The sequence below is a fragment of the Acidisoma sp. genome (genome assembly GCF_035492295.1).
GTDB lineage: Bacteria > Pseudomonadota > Alphaproteobacteria > Acetobacterales > Acetobacteraceae > Acidisoma.
This window is the reverse complement of sequence record NZ_DATJJK010000127.1, coordinates 1-12,526: the sequence shown is the minus strand read 5'-3', so window position 1 is coordinate 12,526 and position 12,526 is coordinate 1. Positions and strand designations below refer to the sequence as shown.

Genomic DNA, 12,526 nt, shown 5'->3' with positions numbered 1-12,526 from the left:
CATCATCAACTTCGTGGGTTTCCGCCGTCTGCGCTATCGGCTGACCCTCCGGGATTTGAGTGAAATGCTCTTGCTCCGCGGGTTCATCGTTAGTCATGAGGCAGTTCGGGACTGGGCAACGAAACTGCTGCCGCTCTTGGGAGATGCGCTACGCAAACGGCGGCACGGCACCCGCCGCGAAGCCGGTATCAGCTGGTACGTTGATGAGACCTACCTGAAGGTGCCCGGCCGGTGGTGCTACCTCTATCGGGCGATTGATCGGGACGGCAACCTGATCGACGCAATGCTGAGCGAGCAGCGCGACATGAGGGCGGCGAAGGCGTTCTTCCGTTCCGCGAAAGCCACCATGGGCTTTCGCCCTGACCGGGTGACGACGGATGGCCATGGCTCCTATCCAAGGCCGATCCGCGCAGTGCTGGGAGAGACGGTGCGGCACCGGACCAGCGTTTACCTCAACAATCGTCTTGAACAGGACCATCGCGGCATCAGAGGAAGGATCCGATGTATGCGCGGCTTCAAGAGCCCTGACGCCGCGAGCCGCTTCTGTCGCGAGCATGGTGAACTCCGAAATCTCCTTCGTCCCCGCCGTCGCCACAACCAGATTGTCCCAGCCGCTCTCGTTTTGCAGAACCATGGTTTCGACCGGACGATCTCAATCGAACACGAAGAAGAAGCCTACAGCTGGCTCACGGGTGATCTGGCAAAGCGTGAAACCGGGGGACGAAAGATGCTTGACTGCCTTCGGCATGTTTTAAGCGGTCTATAGCCGCTTCGCCGTCAAGTGATGGCTTCCGAGGTCGTTGAAATCCGCTTGGCTGACTTCCTGCAACTCTTCCGGTCTGCCACCTTGGATCAGCTTGATGAGCAGTCGCGCCAGGCTTTGACCGGTTGTGACATGCGGAAAGGTAAAGGCGCTCAGTGGCGGGTTGATGAAACTATGCATACGCGTTCCGCCATAGGTGATGATTCCGAAATCCTCGCCAACGTGCTTGCCGAACGGACGCAAGCCTGACACGAAGCCCATGGCGGTGTCGTCATGGGCGATGAAGGCTCCCGTGATTTCCGGCCTATCGCGCAAAACACTGGATGCTATCTCCAGCCCGGCATTGGATGAATTCCTAGCGCAGATGACGGACTGTGGCGCAAGATCAACGCCCCTTTCCCGATGGATCTGCGCCCAGCCGCGCCGGAATTGCATGCTGTAAGTCAAATCCTCGGGCGGCGCGATGAGCAGTGGCTGGCTGTGCCCAGCATCAAACATCATCGCCCCGGCCCGGGCGCCTATACGCTCATGATCCACATCGACGAAAGCATGCGGGCTGAACAGCTCGGTTCGACCAAATGTGATGAAGGGCGTCTTCGTCTGCAGCAGCCATTTGACGCGTTCATCCTGCGGCTTGGTATTGGTCAGAATGATGCCGTCGACAGAATTCTCGCTGACCAGTTCCTTGAGAACGATGATCGGGTCATCGTCTCGAAGCAACGGAACCACCGCCGTCCGATAGCCGATCGTCTTCAGGAAAGAGGATACGCCTTCGATCAAGGACGCCACGAACTTGTTGACGTCACCCTCCCCGCCCAGAGGCAGGATGATGCCGATGGCATGGGTGCGGCCGGTGCGGAGATTGATGCCGCCGAGATGCGGCCGGTAGCCGAGCGCCCGCGCCGCGGCTTCAACCTTGTCGATCGTATCGGCGTTGACATCATCGCCGCGCTTCAAGGCGCGCGACACCGTTGTCGGCGACAGGCCAAGATGGTCCGCAACGGTGCGTAGCGTCACGCGGCCGTCCAAAGCCATGCCGCGCGCAGGCCTCGCCTGGCCCGTCTCGGATCGGCCTTTGGCTGACGCGGTACGCTTCGTCCCCCGCTTCTCCATGGGCGTGCTCGCCCTCCGTCAACTGTGGTTCTGACCCTGTATCGCACCATCGTCGGGCCATTTCCAGCTACCACTCGGAAAAACGACCCGTAACGATACGGATTATCCTGTTGTCGCCTTGTATCGGAATATCTGTTTTGATCAACACTCTTTTTCCCCGCTTGACCGCCGACTGTGAATCTCGTTAGGTAACGCTACGGTCGACGCGACGTGAGGGCTAACCCAGCCGGCGACTGGTGCCACGCCTTTGGCGCCGGACCTGTGGGAAGAATGACGGGGATCAATCCCTGCTTGGACAGGGCTGCCGATTTTCTGCGGAAACGGTCAGTCTCGTAAAGACGAACGCGTAATTCGAACCAAGAAGGGCAGCACATAATGCCACCAGTTCCCTTGAGTTTCGGCTCGACCGTATGGACCTTCAGCTGGATACCGCCCTACGAAGACGGCATCAGGCGTGTTGCGGCGGCCGGCTGCCAGAGCTTTGAACTTTCGATCTGGAATCGAGAAGCGATCGACAGCTATTATACCAAGCAGCGCATTCAGGATCTGAAGTCCCTGGCCCGGGATGAAGGGCTGACGCTGAGCAATATCTTCTGCAATCTGAATTTTTCGTCCAAGCCGGGTGACAAGTCCTCTCGTGCTGATCTGGATGGTTTCCGCAAAGGGGTGGAGACCGCGGCGGAACTGGGCTCCCCGCTCATCACGACATCGACGCCCTATCCCTTCGGCCGCGAGATTACGCCGATTTTGCGCCGGCCAATATCGCAGCTATCGACAGCGGATGTCGAGCCGCAATGGAATTGGACTGCCGAGTACAACCAGTGCGTTGATAGCCTGGCAAAAGCCTGCGAGTTTGCTGCAGATGCCAGACTCAAAGTCGCGATTGAGCCGCATCCCTATCGCTGGGTGAATTCGGCACAGAGCATGGCGCGCTTGCTGGAGCGTACGGGATCACCCAATCTCGGGTTCAATTTCGATCCGAGCCATCTGTTTCCCTCAGGCGATATGCCGCATTTCACCGTGCTGATGCTGGGCGACCGTATCTTCAACACGCATCTCTCCGACAATGACGGCCAGACGAATGCGCATTGGCGGCCCGGACGCGGAAAGATCGATTGGGTTGCCATTCTCTCAGCCCTTGAGGCCATCGGCTACAAAGGCCCGCTGACGCTGGAACTGGAAGATGTGCCCGGCGCGTCGCATTGGACCCATACGGACCCGGCCACGCGTCAGCTGGAGGTCGAACTGAAGAAGTCCATTCAGTTTCTGCGTGATCAATATTCCGAACTCCATGCTGCATAATTGCGAGATATGACCATGAGCGCGTCAGCGAAACCCGTGCAGCTCGGTATTGTGGGCTGCGGCAATATTTCTTCGACCTACATCGCCACGCTGCACATGTTCGACTTCGTGCGCGTGAAGGCGGTGACAGATGTGGTGCCAGCCGCCGCGCAGGCGCGAACCGGCGAGTTTGGTGTCGAAGCAACCTCACTGGCCGGCATGCTGGCCGACCCGGCGATCGATATCATCATCAACCTGACCAGCCCGGTCGCGCATGCGGAAATCAGCCAGGCGGCGCTGGAAGCCGGCAAGCATGTCTATTCCGAAAAGCCGCTCGGCATCACGGTCGCGGAAGGTGAAGGCCTGCTCGCATTGGCGCGCCGCAAAAGCCTGCGTCTTGGCGGCGCACCGGACACCTTTCTGGGGGCTGGGCATCAACTGTCCCGCCGGCTCCTCGATGACGGCGTGATCGGGCAACCGGTCGCCGGCACCGCGTTGATGATGATCCCGGGGCACGAGCACTGGCACCCCAATCCGGATTTCTACTATCAGCGCGGCGGCGGCCCGATGCTGGATGTCGGTCCCTATTACGTCACGAATCTCATCACCCTGCTGGGGCCCGTGCGGTCCGTGTTCGGCACCGAGAAGATCACGAGAGCCCAGCGGCCGGTGCTGAGCGAACCGCGGCGCGGCGACATCATCAAGGTCGAAGTGCCGACCCATACGACCGGCGTGATGGAATTCGAGAACGGCGCCACCGTCACCATCGTGACGAGTTTTGACATCGTGAAGCATCGTCACAACCAGGTCGAACTCTATGGCCTAGACGGCAGCCTGGTGACGCCCGACCCCAATAATTTCTCCGGCCCGGTCGAACTCTACAAGCGCGGCGAGGAAGCCTGGGAGCGGGTGCCGGATGACCATCCCTATGACCGTCCGACCCATGACTATGCGGGTGGATTGCGCGGCCTGGGCGCTGCGGAAATGGCGCATGCACTGCAGCATGGCCGCCCCCATCGCGTGTCGGCCGAACTCGCCATGCATGCGCTTGATGTCATGACCGGCTTTCAGCGTTCGGCGGAGAGCGGCCGGACGATCGCCATCGAGACGAGATGCGACAGGCCGCGGCCGATCGGGCGGCAGGTTCCCTTCGGATCGTTCGACTGACGGCGATTTCACCCAGACCGCAAAAGCGGCGGCACCAACAGCGTGCACAGCAAAGACGGCGCAAGATCGTCAAGCAAGGAGGAATAAATGGCCAGGACGGTTACATTAAAATCCCTGATGCTGAGTGCAGTAGCGGCTTTTTCCTTCGGAATCGGACATGCCGAAGCCGATAGCGCAACGACGGGGCCGGTTCAGCTGACGGGCATCGTTCCTTACACGCAAGTCGATGCTGACTATTTCGAATTGCAGGATATGTATCAGCGCTTTCACGCGAAATATCCGAATATTACGATTCATTTTGATGCCATGGATCATGACGCCTATCACACGAAGATGCAGGCGCTCGCAATTTCCGGCCATTTACCCAATCTGCTCTCCCTCTGGCCTGGCAAGCGCACCGGCTATCTGACCGATCGCGGCTATGCGATGGATCTTCGCCCCTGGATAACGCGGGACAATCTGGCCGCGACGCAACGCGCGCTGTTCCTGGCGCCGCAAGGCCGAGACGGGCAGATTTACGAACTTGGCGTTCCTTATGTGCTGTGGACGAGCATCGTCTATGCCAATAAAGCGCTGCTCGACAAGCTTGGCCTCACCTTCCCAAAAACGCTGAAGGATTTCAAGGCGCAGGCAGTGGTAATTCGCAAGGCCGGCTATCATCCCGTCGTTTTTGGAGACCAGTCATCCTGGATTCTGCAGTCGTGCCTGCTCTCGACGCTGGTCGGGCGCATGGGCGGTCCTGATTGGTTCCAGCATGCCCGGTTCGGGACGAACGGCGCCAGCTTCAACGATCCACCCTTCGTCAAGGCGCTGCAGATCGTGCAGGATATGACGACTGCCGGGCTGATCGACAAAAGCGAGCCGTCAACGATGCGCGAGCAGGCCCTGTCGGAATTCGTCAGCGGCAAAAGCGTCTATTTCATCGGCGGTATCTGGGAGGTTGAGAATCTCTATACCAGCCTGACCCCGGCGATGCGGGCTGAAATCCTCATGCAGCCATTCCCGCATATCGACGGCGAGGCCTTCACGGACGACGCCTCGACGTCCGGCGAAATCGCCACCGGATTCGGCATTTCCAAGACCAGCACGCCGCAGCAGGCAGAAGCGGCATGGAAATGGATCCAATTCAGCATGGACCCGGCGAACGCGGATATCTATCTGAAGCACGATATTTTGCCGATTTACAAAAATCTCGATCTCAGTGCACGTATTCACGATCCGCTGCTACATACGAGTTACGATTTCTCCTCCGGCATTCATACCGTCCTGCCTGTTCTGGATGACAAGATGGATGCCGAAGGGGTCGAGCAGATCATCAATGCCGGGCTACAGGAGATCGTTCTGGGATCAACCACGCCAAAGCAGTTGGCGGCACAGTACGAAACCTGGGTCGCTGCCCATGACAGCAACCGCCATCACTGACCTGCCAGACGATTTCCGCATTGAATGGGGAGTATCATGACCACCCTCGCCCATCTCAATAGAAGGCTGAAGCCCTGATGCTGTCGACCGCGAATGGCGCATCCGGCCGGCGCCTGACGGACAGCGCGCACAGCAATGCGACGCTTGCCCGGTCCAGCCGCGCCGACCGGATGAGCTATGCTCTTCTGTCGGCGCCGGCACTTGTCGTCTATGCCGTCGTCATCATCATCCCAATCGTCTACAGCCTCGCGCTGAGTTTTACGGACTGGGGCGGGTCCGGCATGCCGCATTTCATCGGCTTCGCCAATTACATCAGTATGTTTCGGGACCCGATATTCTGGCACAGCCTGCGCGACAACGGGCTTGTCATCGCCATTTCGCTGATCGGCCAAATCCCCTTGGGATTTTTTCTGGCCTATATCCTGTACCGGCAGCTGATCTTCGGGCGTGCTTTTTTTGAGGCCATCATCTTCTTTCCGTCGCTGCTCAGTCCGGTCGCGGTTGCACTGCTTTTCGGTGTTGTCTTTGCGCCCAGCGGCCTGATTGCCCAGGTCATCGGCATGATCCTGCATTCCAATCTTTTCGAGCTGGACAGCTTCAACTCGGAATCGACCGCGATCATTCCTTATTTGATCGTGATCCTGTGGATGTATACCGGCCTCTACATGATCATCTTCCTGGCCAGCCTGCAGAAGACGAATGGCGAGATGTTGGAAGCGGCGGTTCTTGACGGCGCCAATGAATGGGATCTGCTGCACCGCGTCGTTCTTCCCGGCCAAATTCCCGTTTTCATGACCAGCGCAATCTACGCTATCGCCGGAAGCCTCAAAAGCTTCGAAGTACTTTGGATCATGACGAATGGTGGCCCGAGCTATTACAGCAATGTTCTGGGTCTCTACATGATCCAGAACACTTTCACCTATTACAAATACGGCTTCGGCAGCGCGATTGCCGTCGTCCTGATCCTGTTGAGCACCGGCCTCATTCTGCTGCTGGCCCGCGGGACGCAATATCTGTCCGCGCGATTCGAGTGAGAGACTCGGATGTCGCAATCTCAAAGAGTCCGCGCCCAGGTTCCCCTCCTATTCCGGTGCAGCGCCTATGTCGCGCTCGCCTTTTTCACCGTCTTCACGGTCTTTCCGCTGGCGTGGCTCTGCTACACATCCTTCAAGCCCGAGCAGGATATCGTGGCAAATATGATCGCCTGGCCATCCACCTGGACTTTCGACAATTTCAGCCAAGCCTGGCAGATCGGCGCCTTCCCGCATCTTTTCGTCAACAGCATTCTCTATAGTGTCGTCACGACGGTTGTCGTCATCATCCTGTCAGTCGCGGCCGGTTTTGCTTTCGCGAAAATTCCCTCTCGCTTCACGAGATTCTGGTTTTCCTTCGTGCTGGTCGGCCTGCTGATCACGATCTCTTCCTCGGTCGTGCCGATCTTCGTTGCGGAGACCTATCTCGGCATCACCAATACGCGCATCGGGATCATTATTCCCTATATCGCCTTCAACATCTCCTTCGCGATTTATCTAGCCTGGTCTTTCGTCCGATCCATCGACAACGAAATCATCGATGCAGCGCGTATCGACGGCGCTGGCTATATCCAGATCTACTGGTCCGTGGTGCTGCCCATGGCCCGCCCCATCGTGACAACGATCGGCATTTTCACCTTCCAAGCCTGCTGGGTCGAATATGTGCTGGTCTATATGATGTCATCCGATGACACGATCCGGACCGTGCAAGTGGGCCTGAGCATGCTGCACGGCCAGCTGTCCTACAATTTCGGTCTTCTCTTCGCGGCCGTCATGATCGCAACCCTTCCCATGATGGTGCTGTACGCCTTCTTCCGCCGTCAGCTTCAAGCCGGCTTCTCCATGGGCTCCGTTAAAGGATAGCAGGTGATGAAACAGGCACTGATCGTCTGGGGTGGATGGGACGGGCATGAGCCGGAGCAGGGTGCCGCGATCGTTCGTGATCTACTTGAATCATCAGGCTTCCAGATCCAGGGTTGAAACGACAACCGCGGCCTTTGCGCACAGCAATCTGGGCCGTTTCGATCTGATCGTGTCGATCTATACGATGGCCGATATCGGCGCGGATTAAGTCGCTAATCTGTGCCGCGCGGTTGAGGCCGGCACCGGCCTTGCCGGCTATCACGGCGGCATGGCCGACGCCTTCCGTCAATCCACGGATTATCAGTTCATGGCCGGTGGCCAATGGGTGGCGCATCCCGGCAATATCATCGACTATGACGTCGAAATCATCGAGCCGAGAGATCCGATCATGGCCGGACTGCCGCACCGCTTTCCGTATCGGTCCGAGCAATATTACATCCACGTCGACCCGTCGAATGAGGTCCTAGCGATCACGCGATTTACCGGCGCGCACGCCCCATGGATAGCGGGGGCCATCATGCCGGTCGTGTGGAAACGCCAGCACGGCCTCGGCCGGGTGTTTTATTCCTCGCTCGGGCATGTCGGGAAGGAATTCGACTTGCCCGAAATGCGCACGATCTTCACGCGCGGCTTGCAATGGGCAGCGCGCCGAGCGGCCACGCCGTCACATCAGCTTGGTCAAACTCAGTGGCAAGCCGCGGACGCGCTTGCCCGTCGCGTTGTAAACCGCCCGCCGCCACATAGGCGTCGAGGCCGATGAACTACGCCCGCTTGTCGGAGGCCCGTACCCCGCCCTCGGTCAGCATACGGCGGATGACATAAGGCTGCTTGTCGTAGGAAGCCTTCAGGCGCCCGAACACCTGCTCCTGGCGCCCATGGTCGCCGGAGAGGGTGAAGGCCATAAGCTGGTCGAGCGTCATGCCGTCCTCGGCATAGACGTCGAGCAACGCCGGCGAGACCGACGCCAGCTTCAGACGCTGCTTCACCACGTTGACCGAGACGAAGAAGGCGGTGGCGATCTCCTCCTGGGATTGCCCCTTCTCGCGCAACGCGAGGAAGGCGCGGAACTGGTCGAGCGGGTGCAACGGCGCGCGCTGGACGTTCTCGGCGAGCGAGTCCTCCTCGGCGATGCCGCTGTCGCGGACGATGCACGGCACCGGCGCCGTCTTGGCGAGGCGCTTCTGCATGACGAGCAGCTTCAGGGTCCGGTAGCGCCGGCCGCCGGCCGGGATCTCGAACATGCCGGTCTCGACGCCGGCCTGGTCGGTGACGGGCCGGACGCTGAGGCCCTGCAAGAGGCCGCGGCGGGCGATATCGTCGGCCAGCTCCTCGACCGAGACGCCGGCCTTCACGCGCCGGACGTTCGACTGCGAGAGCAGGAGCTGGTTGAAGGGGATGTGGCGCGAGGGCGAGAGGGTGATCTTCTGAACGGTGGTAGCCATCGGGATATACTCCGCGACGAGCGCCGAAAGCCTTTCTGTCGGCAGCAACTCGTCACGAAGCGCAGCGCCACCCTCTCACTCTGGAGGGCAGCGCCAAGAAACCGATGTCAGGACGGACGGAAGCGGCCGGTCACTTCCAATCAGCGGGCCTTCGACTTCCACTTAGCCGGGATCCGAGGCTCGCGTTGAAAGCCGGAGACACGCTTTTCCATATCTCCGGCTTTCAGACCCGGACGTGATCCGAACCAGAGCGCACCGGAAAGGTGCCTGGATATTCGCTCAGATCGACCACGGTGAAGGCTGGCGGAACTTGCTCGACACTGCAATGCCTGACTGGATGGCTCGGAAGGCCGAACTCGAAAGTTCGCTGCGTTGACAAGCTTTGGAAACTCCACTGACCGCTACCTAACCACCGACAGAGGTCCCACATCATAATCCAGTGGCTGAATGACCAGCTCTTGAAAAGTTAGTCCATTCGCCGTACATTGACCGAGAGGTGATTATCATGACGACGAAGCAAGAGCGACGGCTAAGAGAGGAGCGACTCGGCTTTCGCGTCGACGAGCCGACAAAGGCACTGATTGAACGCGCCGCCCAACTCGAACGACGCAAGCTGACCGACTTCTGCATGACTGCGCTGACGGATGCCGCGCGCCGGACGATCGCTGAGCATGAGACGATCGCATTGTCGGAGCGCGACCGCGCGGTGTTCTTCGATACGCTCGTTAATCCGCCGGCACCGAACGAACGGCTGGAGCGGGCTTTCGCGGAGCATCGGCATCGGGTCGTCCGGTGAATGGCCGGACGACCATCTCTGGACCTCCGTGTCGCGGTCCTCAGCGACACGCACGACCGGGAAAGCTTTACGTGCGGTGTCGAGAGCCTCGATCGCTATTTCAAGACACAGGCCGGGCAGGACATCCGCCGGAAAGCGAATGCCGTCTTCGTGCTCAGCCAGGACGCCGAGCCGGATCGCGTGCTCGGCTACTACACGCTCTGCGCAATGGCGATTTCCCAAGGCGAGGTGCCAGAGGCAGCTCGGAAGCACGTTCCCCGCTATCCGCTCGTGAGCTGTACCCTCATCGGTCGATTGGCCGTCGCCAAGGACCAGCAGGGTCAGCGCCTCGGCTCGATCCTACTTGCGGACGCGCTCCAGCGCGCGTTCGAGAGCGCGAGCACGGTAGGCTCATCAATGGTCATCGTCGATGCCCTGGACGAAGCAGCAGCCTGCTTCTACGCCGCGCATGGCTTCGTGCGGCTGCCGGACTCGCTGCGCCTCGTTCTGCCGATGCGACAAGCTGGTGTGAGGGCTGAACGATGATGTTTCTGCGCCCACCGACGACGCCGGGGAAGCGCTCGGGGAAGCAGATCCGGGGCGGCTTCGGCCCCGGGGGAAGCACGCGCGATCTGTTTGAGGATGCTTCGTCGAACGAGGCTCTGCGCCTTCCCAGGACGGTAGTTTTCGGCAACTTCTGGGCCGGTCCCATGCCGGCAGCGGCCGCGGACCCGCTACAATACGCTTTCTGCTGCTTCCCCGCTTCCCCACGCTTCCCCAGTTTTGAAGACCGGGACGGGGAAGCAAAAACGGCCCCGAAGGGCCGTTCTTAAGTCGCTCAAAATCTTGAAAGATTTTGGAAGGCTATATAAATGGCGTGGGATGTTGCTTTCCACGATGAGTTTGTCCTGGAGTTCGAGGCGTCTGTCCAGGATGGCCTACTGGCCGTCGCTAAGCAGTTGGCCGATTACGGTCCCCAGCTCGGCCGTCCGCATGCCGATACGCTCAAAGGGTCAAGCACGCCAACATGAAGGGGCTGCGATTCGAGGGAGCAGACGGCGAATGGCGCGCTGCATTCGCGTTCGATCCGGAGCGGCGGGCGATCCTATTGGTCGCGGGCGACAAGTCCCGGGGAAGTCAGAAGCGCTTTTATCGTCAGCTTATCGCCAAGGCCGATTCCCGGTTCTCTGCTCATGTGGAGGGCCTGAATGTCGGAAAGAGGAAGGTGTGAGATGGCCCCGAGCCTGAATGACATGCTCGCCGAACTTCCGCCTGAACGCCAGACAGGAGTGGAGGCGCGCTACCAGGAACTCAAGCAGGGAGTTGAAGGCCTGCGGGAGCTTCGGCAGATCGCCGGGCAAGCGCAACTCGAAGTCGCTGAGGCGCTGAACATCAAACAGCCGTCCGTGTCGAAAATCGGGAAACAGGCCGATATGTATCTCTCGACGCTGCGCAGCTATGTCGAGGCCGTCGGAGGCAAATTGGAACTGGTCGTGAAGCTGCCGCACCATCCGGCATTGCACATGGAACACTTGGGTGATGCGCTAACCGAGGAGGCGCAGCCTGCTTTCAAGCCGCGCGTCCGCCGCCGTGCCGCGTCCTAACAGCGGTTTTATCAGGTCTCGCGCCAGCCTGTGTCTCCGAAGACATATGGACCGGGTCTTTTTACGCGACGCGCATGATGTTGAAGGCAATCTGAGCGGCCTTAACAAAACGGGAGCAGCGGAGAGCGGCTGGGACAATCTGGTTGTGGCGACGGCGGGGACGAAGGAGATTTCGGAGTTCACCATGCTCGCGACAGAAGCGGCTCGCGGCGTCAGGCTCTTGAAGCCGCGGATAAATCGGATCCTTCCTTTGATGCCGCGATAGTCCTGTTCAAGACGATTGTTGAGGTAAACGCTGGTCCAGTGCCGCACCGTCTCTCCCAGCACTGCGCGGATCGCCCTTGGATAGGAGCCATGGCCATCCGTCGTCATCCGGTCAGGGCGAAAGCCCATGGTGGCTTTCGCCGAGCGGAAGAACGCCTTCGCCGCCCTCATGTCGCGCTGCTCGCTCAGCATTGCGTCGATCAGGTTGCCGTCCCGATTATTGGCCCAATAGAGGTAGCACCACCGGCCGCGGACCTTCAGGTAGGTCTCATCAACGTACCAGCTGATACCGGCTTCGCGGCGGGTGCCGTGCCGCCGTTTGCGTAGCGGATCTCCCAAGATCGGCAGCAGTTTCGTTGCCCAGTCCCGAACTGCCTCATGGCTAACGATGAACCCGCGGAGCAGGAGCATTTCACTCAAATCCCGGAGGGTCAGCCGATCGCGCAGACGGCGGAAACCCACGAAGCTGATGATGTCGCTCGGAAAGGACATCTGGTTCAGCACTCCGCCACTGCGCTTGCTGAACTACCGACCGCAATCCCGGCAGCGAAACCGCTGGTGGCCCTGAGCCGTGACCTCCCGACGCTCCGCAACCGACGCCGAGCCACAGCCGACACAAGTCATCTCGAAATCCGCACCGCCCCTGCAGCCTCAAGCTCTACCAAATTCACCGCCGAGGTCAATTCACCGCCTGGCGCGAGGCCTGACAGAACCCCGGGTCGGCGCCGGCGAAGATTTGATTGTGAAGCTCGCGCCAAGCTTCAGACACCACCGCCGGATGCTTTCATGAAAAATAAGAA

13 protein-coding genes and 1 pseudogene are annotated in these 12,526 nt (G+C 59.8%); 11 read left to right on the top strand and 3 right to left on the bottom strand.

Translation table 11 applies throughout. The features are described from left to right. Positions 1-64 precede the first annotated feature (64 nt). Positions 65-766: an IS6 family transposase gene (locus VL752_RS09230; protein WP_408863078.1), complete on the top strand. Its 702-nt coding sequence runs from the start codon at positions 65-67 to the stop codon at positions 764-766. Here VL752_RS09230 and VL752_RS09225 read toward each other — a convergent pair. Then, entirely contained in the window at positions 761-1,792 is a 1,032-nt protein-coding gene (locus tag VL752_RS09225) for a LacI family DNA-binding transcriptional regulator (protein ID WP_325354396.1), read from the bottom strand. The two genes, VL752_RS09230 and VL752_RS09225, sit on opposite strands and share 6 nt — an antisense overlap. Positions 1,793-2,251: 459 nt before the next feature. On the opposite strand from VL752_RS09225, the gene VL752_RS09220 reads away from it, so the two are divergent. The 6 genes from VL752_RS09220 (at position 2,252) to VL752_RS09195 (ending at position 8,401) form a co-directional block, all read left to right on the top strand. Further along, the gene (locus tag VL752_RS09220; protein ID WP_325354395.1) at positions 2,252-3,178 is read left to right on the top strand and encodes a sugar phosphate isomerase/epimerase family protein; all 927 of its coding nucleotides are present in this window, start codon (positions 2,252-2,254) and stop codon (positions 3,176-3,178) included. Positions 3,179-3,193: 15 nt separating this feature from the next. Further along, positions 3,194-4,324 carry a Gfo/Idh/MocA family protein gene (locus VL752_RS09215; RefSeq protein WP_325354393.1) on the top strand — a complete coding sequence of 377 codons (1,131 nt, stop codon included), beginning with the start codon at positions 3,194-3,196 and terminating at the stop codon, positions 4,322-4,324. Positions 4,325-4,411: 87 nt separating this feature from the next. Further along, positions 4,412-5,746, top strand: a complete 1,335-nt coding sequence (locus tag VL752_RS09210; protein WP_325354391.1) for an ABC transporter substrate-binding protein — start codon at positions 4,412-4,414, stop codon at positions 5,744-5,746. A 77-nt stretch (positions 5,747-5,823) separates the two neighbouring features. Beyond that, positions 5,824-6,780: a carbohydrate ABC transporter permease gene (locus VL752_RS09205; protein WP_325354389.1), complete on the top strand. Its 957-nt coding sequence runs from the start codon at positions 5,824-5,826 to the stop codon at positions 6,778-6,780. 9 nt (positions 6,781-6,789) lie between these two features. Then, on the top strand, positions 6,790-7,641 hold the full coding sequence (locus VL752_RS09200; protein ID WP_325354387.1) for a carbohydrate ABC transporter permease: 852 nt from the start codon (positions 6,790-6,792) through the stop codon (positions 7,639-7,641). A gap of 217 nt (positions 7,642-7,858) precedes the next feature. Further along, entirely contained in the window at positions 7,859-8,401 is a 543-nt protein-coding gene (locus VL752_RS09195) for a ThuA domain-containing protein (protein WP_325354400.1), read from the top strand. Positions 8,402-8,405: 4 nt separating this feature from the next. Here VL752_RS09195 and VL752_RS09190 read toward each other — a convergent pair. Beyond that, positions 8,406-9,083: pseudogene (locus VL752_RS09190) on the bottom strand (ParB/RepB/Spo0J family partition protein); the annotation flags it as partial. Positions 9,084-9,588: 505 nt separating this feature from the next. Between VL752_RS09190 and VL752_RS09185 the strand changes: the two are divergent. The 4 genes from VL752_RS09185 to VL752_RS09170 all read left to right on the top strand — a co-directional run bounded on the left by VL752_RS09185 (position 9,589) and on the right by VL752_RS09170 (position 11,462). Continuing rightward, positions 9,589-9,879, top strand: coding sequence for a DUF1778 domain-containing protein (locus VL752_RS09185; protein ID WP_325354385.1), 291 nt, complete (start codon positions 9,589-9,591; stop codon positions 9,877-9,879). Beyond that, entirely contained in the window at positions 9,880-10,404 is a 525-nt protein-coding gene (locus VL752_RS09180) for a GNAT family N-acetyltransferase (RefSeq protein WP_325354383.1), read from the top strand. A 481-nt stretch (positions 10,405-10,885) separates the two neighbouring features. Then, positions 10,886-11,089: a type II toxin-antitoxin system RelE/ParE family toxin gene (locus tag VL752_RS09175; RefSeq protein ID WP_325354381.1), complete on the top strand. Its 204-nt coding sequence runs from the start codon at positions 10,886-10,888 to the stop codon at positions 11,087-11,089. A 1-nt stretch (position 11,090) separates the two neighbouring features. Continuing rightward, positions 11,091-11,462 (top strand): XRE family transcriptional regulator, encoded by a 372-nt coding sequence (locus VL752_RS09170; RefSeq protein WP_325354379.1) that lies wholly within the window; start codon positions 11,091-11,093, stop codon positions 11,460-11,462. Here VL752_RS09170 and VL752_RS09165 read toward each other — a convergent pair. Next, positions 11,403-12,218 carry an IS6 family transposase gene (locus VL752_RS09165; RefSeq protein WP_325354377.1) on the bottom strand — a complete coding sequence of 272 codons (816 nt, stop codon included), beginning with the start codon at positions 12,216-12,218 and terminating at the stop codon, positions 11,403-11,405. The genes VL752_RS09170 and VL752_RS09165 overlap by 60 nt on opposite strands. Positions 12,219-12,526: the final 308 nt, after the last annotated feature.

Coding starts and splice junctions, on each gene's coding strand:
- VL752_RS09165 (WP_325354377.1), bottom strand. CDS start 12,218: ATGTCCTTTCCGAGCGACATCATCAGCTTCGTGGGTTTCCGCCGTCTG.
- VL752_RS09230 (WP_408863078.1), top strand. CDS start 65: ATGCTCTTGCTCCGCGGGTTCATCGTTAGTCATGAGGCAGTTCGGGAC.
- VL752_RS09175 (WP_325354381.1), top strand. CDS start 10,886: ATGAAGGGGCTGCGATTCGAGGGAGCAGACGGCGAATGGCGCGCTGCA.
- VL752_RS09220 (WP_325354395.1), top strand. CDS start 2,252: ATGCCACCAGTTCCCTTGAGTTTCGGCTCGACCGTATGGACCTTCAGC.
- VL752_RS09170 (WP_325354379.1), top strand. CDS start 11,091: ATGGCCCCGAGCCTGAATGACATGCTCGCCGAACTTCCGCCTGAACGC.
- VL752_RS09215 (WP_325354393.1), top strand. CDS start 3,194: ATGAGCGCGTCAGCGAAACCCGTGCAGCTCGGTATTGTGGGCTGCGGC.
- VL752_RS09180 (WP_325354383.1), top strand. CDS start 9,880: ATGGCCGGACGACCATCTCTGGACCTCCGTGTCGCGGTCCTCAGCGAC.
- VL752_RS09210 (WP_325354391.1), top strand. CDS start 4,412: ATGGCCAGGACGGTTACATTAAAATCCCTGATGCTGAGTGCAGTAGCG.
- VL752_RS09185 (WP_325354385.1), top strand. CDS start 9,589: ATGACGACGAAGCAAGAGCGACGGCTAAGAGAGGAGCGACTCGGCTTT.
- VL752_RS09205 (WP_325354389.1), top strand. CDS start 5,824: ATGCTGTCGACCGCGAATGGCGCATCCGGCCGGCGCCTGACGGACAGC.
- VL752_RS09200 (WP_325354387.1), top strand. CDS start 6,790: ATGTCGCAATCTCAAAGAGTCCGCGCCCAGGTTCCCCTCCTATTCCGG.